Source organism: Sulfurospirillum sp. E15m (assembly GCF_059415145.1).
The window spans coordinates 362,426-375,619 of the sequence record NZ_JCAHZS010000001.1 but is presented as its reverse complement, the minus strand read 5'-3'; the positions used below and the strand labels follow the sequence as shown (position 1 = coordinate 375,619).

Here is a 13,194-nt window from a genome sequence, read left to right as displayed (position 1 = left end):
GCAATGTTCAAACGTAATGAGTTTCGCATACGCTTTTACATTTTTTCTTTAGCAGTAATACCTATCAACTTTAATCCCAAACGTAATGAGAGCGCTACAGTAGCAAATAATTTAAGGTATTTAGCTTCTTCATTCGTACCAACAACACGATTTTCGTTGTAAAACTTATGCAATGATGCCGCTAGATTTTTTAGATATTCTGTCACCTTTTGGACTTGTCTTGATTGAAAAGCATCTTCAAGGACTTCAGGCAAAAGCAACGCACTGAAAAGAAGATTTTGCGCATCTTCACTCATATTTTCAAGTTTCACATGGATAACATCGCTAATATTTTTTTCTGCTTTTGCAAAAATTTGGTTAATTCGAGCATGCGCGTAATTGATATAAAAAATTGGATTGTTGCTGTCTTCTTGTTTGAAAACATCCACATCAAATTCTAAATGCGTGTCTGATTTTTTACTTAAAAATACAAAGCGCAATGCATCGCTTCCGATTTCACTCACAACATCACTCATCAAAATAAAATTACCCGCACGTTTACTCATCTTATAAGGCTCACCACCTTTGAGCAGTGAAACCATTTGAGCAAGCAAAACTTCTAGTTTTGTTTCATCGTATCCGAGAAAATTGATCGCAGCTTTAACACGTGTAATATACCCGTGATGGTCCGCTCCCCAAATATTGATATAATGATCATACCCTCGTTGGAATTTATTATCGTGATAGATAATATCGCCCGCTAGATAGGTTGGTCTTCCATCTTCACGCACAACGACACGATCTTTTTCATCGCCAAGCTCCGTTGAGCGAATCCAAATTTTTCCGCCTTCTTCGTACGTTTTGTGACTCTCTTGCAATTTTTTGAAGCTTTCATCCCATTTGTCATACAGTGATTTTTCGCTGACAAACTGTTCAAACTCAATACCCACATCGGCTAAGTTTGAGCGAATAAGCTCAAGCATTTTATCTTTACCCCAAACGGAGAGTGTTTTAATATTTTCTTCACTCAGGAAAATGGCTTCACCAAGCTCTGACTTAGCGACATGTGCTAAATCGATAATATATTCACCTCGATAAAACTCTTCAGGCCAAGCAACTTCTAACCCAAGGATGTTTTCTCGACCCGATAAATAAAGAGAGAGTCCTAAAAGATCGACCTGATTACCTGCATCATTGACATAATATTCACTGGTAATTTTATAGCCTAAATGTGTACCAATGCGATACAAAGCATCGCCCATAACGGCACCTCTGGCATGACCAATATGTAATGGTCCTGTCGGATTTGCACTCACGTACTCTAGTAAAATACTTTCATGATATTCATCACGTCCGAACTCAGATTCATGCTGTATCGCCCATGTGGCATATTGATCTAAAAAAGCTTCACTCAGCTTAAAATTAATATACCCTTTAATAGGCGTCACTGCTTGAAAAATAGAGTTCGTATCAAACTTTGTACAAATCTCTTCTGCAATCGCGATAGGTGATTTTTTGAGCTCTTTAGCGAGCGAAAAAGCTATGGGAGTTGCATAGTGGCCAAAAGAGAGATTACTTGGCTTTTCTAAAATAAACTCTCTTTGTAGTGTCTCTTTAATAACGCGTGTAACCGATTTTTTCAACACCCAACCTTATACAGATTTTTTTTCGTCTGTTGTTGTCGTTGTTACCGTTACATCAGGTTTTGATTCAACTTTATCTGTCGTAGTTGTTGTCACTTCTTCATCTTCTTTGATTGCTTTTTTAAAGTTTTTGATACCTGAACCTAATCCTTTGGCAAGTTCTGGAATTTTTTTTGCCCCAAAAAGCAAAACAACAATCAATAAAACAATCAGCAATTGCTGAACACTTGGACCCATTTTTTCTCCTTATAAGAAATTACATGTAAACTTTAAGTTCGGGCATTATAGCATTTTTTTATAAACTAAAAATGAGATGCTAAGACTTAATCGATATTTGCCCAGTTGTTAATAAATTCGCCTAAATCCATTAGAGCTCTTTTCTTTCGAGAAGCAAGCGCAATAGCAGTCAAATCATGCAGCGTTGTCGTTAAATCGTCATTAATCAATAAATAGTCATACTCTCGAATGCGTGTCATTTCCGATACCGCATTCGCTAATCTTTTGGTAATAACCTCTGTTGGATCAGTGCCACGATTAATCAATCTTTCTTGTAAACATTTCTGATCGGGTGTTGTTATAAAAACCGATGTAATCATATCACCAAATTTTTCACGTGCTATTTTATGCCCTTGGACATCAATATCACAAATAACCAACTTTCCTTCATGCAACTCTTTTAAAATAGGCTTTAATGAAGTACCATAATAGTTATCGTGCACTTTTGCCCACTCTAAAAAGAAGCCTGCTTCAATATCTTGTTCAAACTCATCTTTGGTAATAAAATGGTAATTCACGCCATCTTTTTCACCTTCTCTTACTGCGCGCGTTGTACTTGAAATAGAAAAATACGAATCATGAATCGTTTTCAGGACCTCTTTCATTAAAGAGCTTTTTCCGGCTCCGCTTGGACCTGAAATAACTAAAATATTTCCTTTCACGCGTTTCTACTCTTTATCATCAAACGTAATAGAGATGTTGATGCGCATTCCTTTGAGGGCATCGCGTAAAATATCACTTTGAGCAAGCCCTGAAATGCTTCTCGCAACACTGCTTTCAATCTCACCGCGAATCACTTCTATCTCTTCATTTTGTTTCTTCTCTACTGATGCTGGAGCAACATCAATGCATTCTTCTTCGACCTCTTCACCAAAAGCACTTTTGAGTAGATTTTCATTTAAATCATCTAAAGAATCAATAGAGGTATCGGATAAAATTTTGCTTGCTGCAACATCGACTTGTGGAATTGTCATTTCTTCTTCTACCGCAGGAAGTTCCATTGCGACATCAACTTGAGGGATTAAAAGGTCATCGTCTCCAAAACTCAAATCTTCATCCTCATCGTCCTCACTAGGTTTTTCATTTAAAATATCTTCGAATGCATCAATCATATCTTCTTGCACATCTGCTTCCGCCGTTCCAGTGACATTTATATCTTCTGATTCTAAAGATAGGTCTAATGATTTATCCTCATCTAACAAAGATTCTTCCAAACTTGGAAGATCTAGGGCATCTTCTTGTTCATCATCACCCAGTAATAAACTATCTTCAAAGCTTGGAAGCTCTAGACTGTCTATTTCATCGTTTTCGTCAGGTACCTCATTAAAGAAAAACTCTTTATCGTCATCTTCATTGGCACGTGCTGCCATCTCTACGATCTCTTCTTGTTCTTCACGTTCTTCTTCTGCATCATTATCATCAAGGAGTTGTTTCACTTCATTGATATCATCTTTGTCAAGGACACATGGCGTATGCAAGACTTCTTCATCCAAGGCTTCTTGAGTTTCATCATTCTCTAATAATTTTTCTTCAGGCTCTTCATCAAAATTAAAATCTTCTTCTTGAGCTTTTTCTAATGGTTCATCCAAGGTCTCATTTACGTCAAGGTCTTCACCATTACTTTGTGCCGTTAGCTCTTCTTTTGGCATATCAAGGAGATCATCGTCATCAAGGCTTAAGTCTTCAAAGTTAAGCGAGGCAAGAGAGAGATCATCCACGTCATTCTCATTGCTGCCCTCTTCATCCTCTTTTGGTGCTGCATTGCCAAGCGGTATCTCATTTTTTTCATCATCGTCTAGTGTATCAATTTGGTCGATATCGAAGGCTACTGAGTCTTCAAGCAATGCATCTTGTGATGTGGCATCATCATTGCCATCTATTTCATCTTCGCTTTTCAGGCTACTTAATACATTTTTGACTTTATCAAGCAATAATAAAAAATCGGTTGGGAGAAACGGTTTTTCTAAAACAACATTGGCACTTTCAGGTTTTTGGGCACCTCTTTGGCAAATGGAGATGACATAATTGCATCCTGTGTGCTCACAGAGCCCTTGTAATGCTTCTTCGTCGTAGAGTTCGTTATCAACCATTACTACATCATAATTAACCAATGGAACTAAACCGTAATCGTCAAATTCGTCTAGTTCATACCCTGCTTTATCAGCACTAAGTTTGATTAATCTTGAAACAGCGGGATTGTTATTGAGTAGTAACAGGCGCATGCTCACTCCTGAATGAGAATTATTAGCTCTCATTGTAGTATAAAAAAATTTATGATTGCTTTAACGTACAAAAAGAAGTGTCAAATGATTGATAGCTTCTAAAAATTCTCGTTTAAAAAGCAGCATGACAGAAGCCAACGTTGCTATTAAAACTACGAGAGAAACGGCAATTCTAATCGGAAAGCCTACAACCAGTAAGTTAAACTGCGGCATTGTTTTCATAAGCATCCCAAAGACAACATCCAAGAGCAAAGAGAAGGCAACCACCGGAAAAGAGAGTATAAAGCCGTAAACAAATATTCCTGTCGTAGCTTTTAATAAATACGTCAAAATATTCATGTGAGGGTAAAAGGTACCTAAGGGCATCAAAGTCAGAGAATCGGCAATAAATAAAAGCATTTGATGATGTCCGTTAAATGCTAAAATAACCATTAACCCAATCAATGCTAACAGTTGAGATAACACAGGAATAGACGTACTCGTTTGTGGGTCCATAACACTCGCCATTGTAAATCCCATAACAAATGAGACTTGCATCCCTGCCATTTGTAAAATTGAGAGTGCTATTGTTAGAAAAAGTCCTCCAATAAGTCCAATCAACAATTCACTTAAAATGGCAAGCAAAAGATTGATCAGCGTAGGCATTACATGTAAAGGCGGCAATAGAGGAAAAAGAAAAACGACCATAAAGAGCGTAATGGATGTTTTAATCGATAGAGGAATTGTTGCATGTGAAAAAAAAGGGAAAAAGGCAAATAGTCCGCTAAGTCTTGCAAACAAAAGAAGAAATAAAATCACTTGATGTTCACTAAAAAGCTTAATCAGTGATTCCATATTATGCCTCTTCTTTCAATCCATCCAAATGCAAATGTCGTACATAAGTGCATTGTTTTGCAAGTTGCTGATTGTGTGTTACCAATAAAAGAGCAGCATTTTCATGTTCTATATACTCAAAAAGGACGTTCATCACTTCTTGAGCCGTCTTATCATCCAAATTACCGGTAGGCTCATCCGCAAAGATAATTTTTGGTCTTTTTGCTAATACACGTGCAATGGAAACTCTTTGTTGCTGACCACCGGAAAGATCTCCTACTCTATAATGCATAAAATCAGCTATTCCCAATCGTTTAAGCAATGCATCATCCATTGTTTTATCACTGATTAAAGAAGCTAATTCGACATTTTCATTTGCAAAAAAACCTTTAAAAAGATAATGCGACTGAAAAATGATACCAACATCATAACGTCTTAACGTGAGCCTTGCATCATCATTATCTTGATAGATATTATGATCACACAAAATCACCTCTCCTTGGTTTGGCGTTAATAAAGTAGAACAAATATGAAGAAGCGTTGATTTACCACTGCCGCTGACACCTAATATCGCCATGGACTCTTTGGGAGCAAGTGAAAAATTAATATTTTCAAATAGAGGATAATCAAATGCATGGGAAATATTACGTGCATCAAGCAAAGACATGAGTGTCCTTTGGAAAGAAGAATGAGGTGAAGGAAAATTCCTTCACCTCAGGAAATTACTTAAGTTGTTCAGCGACTTCGCTAGCAAAGTCGCATGCTTTTTTCTCTAAACCTTCGCCTAGTTCAAAACGAACATAGCCTACAAGTTCAATTTTACCGCCAAGCTCTTTACTTTTTTCTTCAACAACTTGTGCGATAGTTTTTTTATCATCCATAACGTAGAATTGGCTTAAAAGTGTGTATTGTTGGTCAAGCTGTGTATTATCAGCGATAAAGCGCTCGAGTTGTCCAGGAATAATTTTGTCCCAGATTTGCTCAGGTTTACCTTGTGCTTTAAGTTCTGCTTGCATCTCTTTTTTCGCGTTTTCTAACACTTCATCTGTCAATTGTACACGAGAAACGAACAAAGGCATACGTTTAAGAGGTTTTTTAAGACGACTTAACTCTTCGTTCTCTTTTTCAATGTCGGCTTTGATACCAATAGTCTCTTGCTCAACAAACGCTGGATCAAGTTCTGTATAACTTAAAAAAGTTGGTTTCATAGCTGCGGCATGCATACAAAGGTTACGAATAAATTCGCCTGCAGCCATTGCCGTTTTTTCACTATCACAATTAGCAGCGATAAGAACACCTACACGGCCGTTTGAGTGAACGTATCCATTGACAACGCCATTGGCACCCGCTTTTAACGTAGCAAAACGTCTGACAACAAGGTTTTCACCAATCGTTGCGACTTTTGTTGCGAAATACTCTTCAAACACAGTACCGTTAATGGTTGTTTTCATCAACTCTTCAGTTGTTTCAACATTGGTTGTTTGGATGTGAGCGGTTGTCTCTTTAGTGAGATTAATAAATCCTTCATTTTTAGCAACAAAGTCTGTCTCTGCATTGATCTCGCTTACAGTTGCTAGTTTAAGGCTTGCATCAACAAAAACATTGACCAAACCTTCACTTGCTAATCTGTCCGCTTTTTTAGCAGCTTTACCAAGACCTTTTTCTCTTAAAAGTGTGGTTGCCGCTTCAAAATCTCCGTCTGTATCCACCAATGCTTTCTTACAATCCATCATGCCAGCCCCTGTGGACTCGCGTAATTCTTTTACTAAAGCAGCAGTAATTTCAGCCATTATTCGCCTTCCTCTACTGCAAATTCTTCTTCGCTGACCACTTCTTCGATCAACTCTTTTTTCTCGTCTTCACTAATTTCAGCGACTTCTTCCGTTGCAGGAGCATCTTTTGAACGGATTTCATAACCCTCAGTCATTGCTTCACACATCTCTTTACAGAAAAGTTGAATTGAGCGAATCGCATCATCGTTTCCTGGGATTGGAAGATCAACAACGTCTGGATCACAGTTGGTATCAAGTGGAGCTACAACAGTAATTCCAAGTCTTCTTGCTTCTTGAACTGCAATTTTCTCTTTAACGGTGTCAATAACAAAAATCATATCGGGTAAGTTTTTCATATTTCTGATACCACCAAGGTAATCAAGAAGTTTCTCTTTTTTTCTTCTAAGCATTAACGCTTCTTTTTTAGTAAGAAGGTCAATTTGTCCATCTTCTTCCATTTTCTCGATGATGTCAAGCTTACGGATAGATTGTCTGATGGTTTGGTAGTTAGTAAGCATACCGCCTAACCATCTGTGATTCACATATGGCATACCGCATTTTTCTGCGTATTCTTTAATGGCTTGGCTTGCTTGTTTTTTTGTTCCAACGAACAACATTGTTTTACCTTCAGCTGCTGCATCTTTAACAACATTGTAGGTATATCTGAAATAACGTAGTGTTTTTTGTAAATCTACGATATAGATATTTTTTCTCTCGCCGAAGATGAATTTTTTCATCTTTGGATTCCAACGTCTTGTTTGGTGTCCGAAGTGTACACCACACTCTAATAGGTCTTTCATGGTTACCATGAAGCGCTCCTTATGTTTTTTTGGTTTAGCCTCCACACCCATGCAACAGTAAAACTGCAACCGTAAAGGATTGGTGTGTGTGAGATTTGGAGTGTGATTATAGTAAAAACAAGATTAAATTTTGCTTTTTTTAATGAAAATATAAGCAAAATTGTTTACTTTAATTTACATTAAATCAAAAAAACTCTATAATTGCGCACATTTAAATTTATAACAAAAAGGTCATGCCGTGCGTTTATTATTGGCTTGTCTTTTGAGCTTTTCATTTCTTGTTGCTGCTCAAACCAGCACTACAGGATCGAATGGCAATGAAGATTTAGAAACTGAATTCAACACCAAATCCGAAAAAATCTTTGATCCGTTAAGTGGTTATAATGAAATAATGACTTCTTTTAACGATAATTTTTATGAATATATTTTGAGACCTACGGCTGAAGGGTATAGTTATATTGTACCCGAAATGGCACGTAATGGCGTTTCAAACTTTTTTGACAACCTCTTTTTCCCTATTCGTCTTGTCAATAATCTTTTACAATTCAAATTCAAAAACTCTTTAGAAGAGACGGAGCGATTTGTCTTGAACTCAACCATGGGTATTTTAGGGTTTCGAGATGTTGCAGATGAAGAGCTAGGCATTAAAGAGCATAAAGAAGATTTTGGTCAAACACTTGGATTTTACGGAGTTGGCAGTGGCTTTCATGTAGTACTTCCGATTCTTGGACCATCCAATGTCCGCGACATCGTCGGTTTAGCCGGTGATTATTGGCTCAATCCAATCAACTATATTGAATCACGTGATGCTAATTTACTCGATAGTACAGAAGAATCTTTCTATGTAACAGCGTACTATACCATCAACGAAACATCTTTACATGTAAAAGAGTATGAAAATATTAAAAAAGATGCGATTGAACTCTATCCGTTCTTACGCAGCTTGTATGAATCACGAAGAAATAAATTAATAAGCGAATAAATAATGATAAAAAAATTACTGATTTTATTGATAGGTATGCTGTTATATGCACAATCGGCCATGGCGCTTCAAGAGAGTGAAATCAGCTCTTTTATGCGCACCAATATTGATCTTGCAACCTCTATTTTACGCAATTCTAAGCTAGCAAAACCTGAGAGAACAGCGCAATTATATGCTATTTTTGATTCTGTTTTTGATTATACATTGATGGCAAGATTGGCGATTGGTGGAAAACAATGGGAATCGCTCAACCACGACAAGCAAGTAGAATTTACAAAATTGTTTGAAATGAAACTCAAAAACTCCTATATGGAAAAACTTGACCTTTACACCGATGAAAAAATTGTCATGAAGAACCTTGAAAAGATAAAAGATGCACGCATACACCTCACAACGCACTTAATGCGAAATGGTGAAGTGTATGAGATTATTTACAAGTTTTATAAAGATGCCAATAACAATTGGATGATTTATGATGTTGATATTTTAGGTGTAAGTATTATTCAAACGTATCGAACACAGTTTGCCGAAATTCTTGCTAAAGAGTCGTTTGACAAGTTGCTCGATAGGCTCAAACAACTTGAGCCTATTCAAGCGCAATCGTAAACGTAAGAGAGCGTGTTACGCGTTAATTTTTTCTTTGATGATTTTTGCTTTTTGAGCAATCGTTTCAATTTTTTCTGTTGCACTTAGAGTATCATTTAAAAGCACTTCCACAAAAGCACTTCCAACAATGACGCCATCAACACCACGGGCTCTCTCTTTGGCTGTTTTTTCATTCACGCCAAACCCTACAAACAGAGGTGTTGAACTTTTTTCTTTAATCGCTTCAATCGTTTTAGTCAGGTCTTCACTGGCATGTGCACCCGTAATACCCGCATAAGCGACAAGATAAATAAACCCTTTTGCGTTTTTAACAATTTGAGCGATACGTTCTTTAGAATCTGTAGGGGCTACAAAACTGACCATAGAAAGCGCATATTGCTCCATAAGAGGTAGATAAGGTAAAGCTTCTTCATGAGGCAAATCAGGGATAATAAATCCCTTCACACCAAATTCTGCTGCTTTTTGTGCAAAATACTCGATACCTTTATGATAGAAAGGATTAAAATAACCCATCCAGTATGTCTCAATTTGTGGGGCGATAATGGAAGAGATATCTAATAACGTCTCCATTTTAAAGCCATGTTGTAAGGCTTGTAAATTAGCAGCTTCAATGATAGGTCCATCCGCGACAGGATCTGAAAATGGAATACCAAGCTCAAGTTTATCAACACCTGCTTCTTTAAGTGCACACGCTAAATCTAACGAAAATTGTCTATCCGGAAACCCAGCAGTAATATAGGCAACTAATTGCTTCACTCTTTCTCCAACATATGAGGTACTTTAATTATTAACGGATTTAAAACCGTAAAAAACGATGCATCATTTTCGACATCTCTACGGTATTTTTCAAATTGATCGCTCACAAGTAACAACCAATCAATAAATTCTTCACTGGCAGGCCCTTTTAACATCCTTGCTTCTTCAACGATATCTTCACATAAAACAGCAAGTTTAATAATAGGGTCGAGTTTTAAAAAACCAGCGGCTGATTTCATATTATGAAATATCCGAAAGAGGTCTCCAATATTATCACTATACTTATCGACTCGATTCAACCCAATGATGAGAGGCTCCATGTTTTCACACATGATTGCATAGTGGGAGACAAAATCTTCAACAATTTCGATGTCAAAATCAACTTCCAATTGTGCCAAAATACCCATTGTGCATACCTCCGAAGTTTTCAATTGTACCATTTTTAATCTAAAATTTTCTTATCTTAAAATTGGGTATAATTCTTCCATGAAAACAATTACATCTATTCAAAAAAACAAAGGAACGACTCCTTTAACAGTCATCACAGCCTATGATGCCCTCTTTGCTTCTTTATTTGATACCAAAGTGGATATTATTTTAGTGGGCGATAGCCTCAATATGAGTTTTAATGCCAAGCCCGATACACTTTCTGCTTCTATGGAAGTGATGCTGTACCATACAAAAGCCGTATGTGCAGGGGCAAAAGATACGTTTATCGTATGTGATATGCCCTTTGGAACCTATACCGATGAAAAAACGGCTCTGTTAAATGCTTCCCTTGTTTACAGCCAAACCAATGCACATGCCATCAAAATCGAAGGCGGAGTCAGTCGAGCACCTATTGTCAAAGCTTTAACACAAAACTCTATTGCCGTGATGGGACACATCGGACTTATGCCTCAATACGTTAGAAGTGAAGGCGGATATAAAGTACGTGGACGCATTGAAGAAGATGTACGCGCTCTTATTGAAGATGCCAAAGCTATTGAGCAAGCAGGTGCGTTTAGCTTGGTGATTGAAGGAGTCGTTGAAGAAGCGGCACGTCGTATCTCCGAATCCATTTCAATTCCAACGATTGGTATAGGTGCTGGCAAATACACGGACGGTCAAGTCTTGGTATGGAGCGATATGTTAGGCTTTTTTCAAGCCTTTCAACCCAAATTTGTTAAACGCTACTTAGACGGTGCTACTTTGGTACAAAATGCGGTTGAAGCGTATGTAAAAGAAGTTCAAGAACGCACTTTTCCTGAAACGCAATACACCTATACAAAGTAGGCTTATGGAACGCGTTGTCGAAATCGAAAAAATCTCTTTTGAAAGCGAATATGAAAAGAGTCTTCGCCCTACTTCATTTGAAGATTATATTGGGCAAGAAAAAATTAAAAAGAATCTACAAGTTTTTATCCAAGCGGCACAAAAACGCTCAGAATGTTTAGATCATATTCTCTTTTTTGGACCTCCAGGTCTTGGGAAAACCACCTTGGCACATATCATTTCAAATGAAATGCGTGCAAATATTAAAATTACAGCTGCACCAATGATTGAAAAGAGTGGCGATTTGGCAGCCATTCTTACGAATTTGCAAGAAGGAGATATTTTATTCATCGATGAAATACATCGTCTCTCACCTGCCATCGAAGAGATACTCTATCCTGCGATGGAAGATTACCGTTTGGATATCATCATCGGCTCTGGTCCAGCAGCTCAGACCATTAAAATTGATTTACCCAAATTTACGCTAATTGGAGCAACCACAAGAGCAGGTATGATAAGCTCTCCCTTAAGAGATCGTTTTGGTATGCACTTTCGTTTACAGTTCTATACCAAAGATGAACTCTCACTTATTATCACCAAAGCATCTCATAAATTGGAAAAAATATGCCTTCAAGATGCCGCTGTTGAAATGGCACGACGCTCACGGGGAACCCCCAGAATTGCTTTGCGTCTTTTAAAACGTATCCGTGATTATGCTGATGTTGCCGATGAAGAGACGATTAACAAAACGCGCGCACAGTACGGATTGAATGAATTAGGTGTGAATGATTTGGGATTTGATGAACTCGATTTAAAATACTTAGAACTGCTTTTGCAAACCAAAGGACGCCCTTTGGGTCTAAGTACCATTGCAGCAGCACTGAGTGAAGATGAGGGAACCATTGAAGATGTGATTGAACCTTATTTGCTTGCCAATAACTACATCGAACGAACGGCGCGTGGACGCATTGCGAGCCCTAAGACGTATGAACTTTTTAGACTAACACCTCCTGTTTTACACGGTGGATTATTTGAGGAAACTTTATGAACGAACATCGCTTTTTCCTAACAGCCATCTTTCTAGCCGTTGTCTATTCGATTTTCAAATTATATGAACCGTTTTTGATGATTATAACCATTGCTTCACTCCTTGCAATGGCAACGTACAATGTCAATTTCAAACTCTATACTACCTTTAGAAACAAGCACATTGCAGCACTTCTTTCTACGTTACTCTTGTCTGTTCTCTTGTTCGGTCCTATCGTTTATACGATTACATCGGTAGGCAGTATTGTCAATAGTTTTGATGTGTCCATGATTGAAAAAGTTCAAACATATTTACGCAATATGAACTATCAATTGCCTGCTCCTATTGCATTTTTGCAACCTAATTTAGATGATTTTATCAGCACTCTCAATATTGCACAAATCTCAACAAAAGCACTCTCTTACTTAGGTGCCATCGGTAAAAATAGTGCGGGATTTTTAAAAGATATGCTTCTTATCGTCGTCTTTTTCTTTTTTGCTCTTTTAAATGGTAAAGATTTACTGGATTATTTTAAAAGTGTGATGCCAATGGATGCAAAAGAGGTTAATGTCGTTTTCTCCGAAGTCACCAATGTTATGAGTGTTGTCTTTTATTCGATTTTACTCAGTGCCATTTTTCAAGGTGCGTTGTTTGCTATTATTGGGATGGTATTTGGATACGATGGATTATTGCTTGGTATTTTCTATGGATTTGCTTCGTTAATACCTATCATTGGCGGCGCTTTAATGTGGGTACCGTTGTGTTCTTTAGAATTAGCACACGGTAATGTTGCCACAGCTGTTACGATTGCGCTTTATTCTATTATTGTTATCTCTATCATTGCCGATACCTTTATCAAACCACTGATTATCAAATACATTAATGACACATTGGTTAAAACGCCGACAACCGTAAATGAACTCTTGATTTTCTTTGCTATCTTTGCAGGCTTAACAACGTTTGGATTTTGGGGAATGATACTAGGGCCTGCGATTACCACGCTGTTTATTTCTATTTTAAAACTCTATAAAGTTCTCAAAGAACAACATTACATGTAAAAAAGA

Annotated in this window: 15 protein-coding genes; 5 read left to right on the top strand and 10 right to left on the bottom strand. The window is 37.4% G+C overall.

The annotated features are described in order from the left end of the window. Positions 1-35: 35 nt before the first annotated feature. From argS to rpsB, 8 genes are all read right to left on the bottom strand, one after another. Positions 36-1,622: an arginine--tRNA ligase gene (argS, locus tag AC5SLP_RS01915; RefSeq protein ID WP_495253443.1), complete on the bottom strand. Its 1,587-nt coding sequence runs from the start codon at positions 1,620-1,622 to the stop codon at positions 36-38. Between the two features lie 9 nt (positions 1,623-1,631). Then, positions 1,632-1,859 carry a twin-arginine translocase TatA/TatE family subunit gene (tatA, locus tag AC5SLP_RS01910; RefSeq protein WP_495253442.1) on the bottom strand — a complete coding sequence of 76 codons (228 nt, stop codon included), beginning with the start codon at positions 1,857-1,859 and terminating at the stop codon, positions 1,632-1,634. A gap of 86 nt (positions 1,860-1,945) precedes the next feature. Next, positions 1,946-2,560, bottom strand: coding sequence for a guanylate kinase (gmk, locus tag AC5SLP_RS01905; RefSeq protein ID WP_495253441.1), 615 nt, complete (start codon positions 2,558-2,560; stop codon positions 1,946-1,948). A gap of 6 nt (positions 2,561-2,566) precedes the next feature. Further along, positions 2,567-4,120, bottom strand: a complete 1,554-nt coding sequence (locus AC5SLP_RS01900) for a hypothetical protein (RefSeq protein WP_495253440.1) — start codon at positions 4,118-4,120, stop codon at positions 2,567-2,569. Between the two features lie 60 nt (positions 4,121-4,180). Next, complete coding sequence (gene fliR, locus AC5SLP_RS01895; protein WP_495253439.1) at positions 4,181-4,954, bottom strand: flagellar biosynthetic protein FliR; 774 nt, start codon at positions 4,952-4,954, stop codon at positions 4,181-4,183. Between the two features lies 1 nt (position 4,955). Continuing rightward, complete coding sequence (locus AC5SLP_RS01890) at positions 4,956-5,600, bottom strand: ABC transporter ATP-binding protein (RefSeq protein WP_495253438.1); 645 nt, start codon at positions 5,598-5,600, stop codon at positions 4,956-4,958. A gap of 55 nt (positions 5,601-5,655) precedes the next feature. After that, positions 5,656-6,723, bottom strand: coding sequence for a translation elongation factor Ts (gene tsf / locus AC5SLP_RS01885; RefSeq protein WP_495253437.1), 1,068 nt, complete (start codon positions 6,721-6,723; stop codon positions 5,656-5,658). Then, on the bottom strand, positions 6,723-7,514 hold the full coding sequence (gene rpsB, locus AC5SLP_RS01880) for a 30S ribosomal protein S2 (protein WP_495253436.1): 792 nt from the start codon (positions 7,512-7,514) through the stop codon (positions 6,723-6,725). The genes tsf and rpsB overlap by 1 nt, the downstream gene beginning before the upstream one ends. Before the next feature lie 229 nt (positions 7,515-7,743). Between rpsB and AC5SLP_RS01875 the strand changes: the two genes are divergently transcribed. Together AC5SLP_RS01875 and AC5SLP_RS01870 are read left to right on the top strand one after the other, a co-directional pair. Then, on the top strand, positions 7,744-8,487 hold the full coding sequence (locus AC5SLP_RS01875) for an MlaA family lipoprotein (protein ID WP_495253435.1): 744 nt from the start codon (positions 7,744-7,746) through the stop codon (positions 8,485-8,487). Positions 8,488-8,490: 3 nt separating this feature from the next. Then, positions 8,491-9,093, top strand: coding sequence for a Tgt2/MlaC family protein (locus AC5SLP_RS01870; protein ID WP_495253434.1), 603 nt, complete (start codon positions 8,491-8,493; stop codon positions 9,091-9,093). A gap of 15 nt (positions 9,094-9,108) precedes the next feature. Here the strand turns inward: AC5SLP_RS01870 and trpA are convergent, their stop codons facing one another. Further along, on the bottom strand, positions 9,109-9,849 hold the full coding sequence (gene trpA / locus AC5SLP_RS01865) for a tryptophan synthase subunit alpha (RefSeq protein ID WP_495253433.1): 741 nt from the start codon (positions 9,847-9,849) through the stop codon (positions 9,109-9,111). After that, a complete protein-coding gene (locus tag AC5SLP_RS01860) occupies positions 9,846-10,256 on the bottom strand; it encodes an Hpt domain-containing protein (RefSeq protein WP_495253432.1) in 411 nt (136 codons plus the stop codon). The genes trpA and AC5SLP_RS01860 overlap by 4 nt, the downstream gene beginning before the upstream one ends. A 79-nt stretch (positions 10,257-10,335) precedes the next feature. On the opposite strand from AC5SLP_RS01860, the gene panB reads away from it, so the two are divergent. From panB to AC5SLP_RS01845, 3 genes are read left to right on the top strand one after another with little or no spacing between them, the layout of a single operon-like run. Next, positions 10,336-11,124: a 3-methyl-2-oxobutanoate hydroxymethyltransferase gene (panB, locus tag AC5SLP_RS01855; RefSeq protein WP_495253431.1), complete on the top strand. Its 789-nt coding sequence runs from the start codon at positions 10,336-10,338 to the stop codon at positions 11,122-11,124. A gap of 4 nt (positions 11,125-11,128) precedes the next feature. Further along, positions 11,129-12,151, top strand: coding sequence for a Holliday junction branch migration DNA helicase RuvB (gene ruvB, locus AC5SLP_RS01850; RefSeq protein ID WP_495253430.1), 1,023 nt, complete (start codon positions 11,129-11,131; stop codon positions 12,149-12,151). Then, a complete protein-coding gene (locus tag AC5SLP_RS01845; protein ID WP_495253429.1) occupies positions 12,148-13,188 on the top strand; it encodes an AI-2E family transporter in 1,041 nt (346 codons plus the stop codon). The genes ruvB and AC5SLP_RS01845 overlap by 4 nt, the downstream gene beginning before the upstream one ends. The last annotated feature ends 6 nt before the right edge of the window (positions 13,189-13,194 follow it).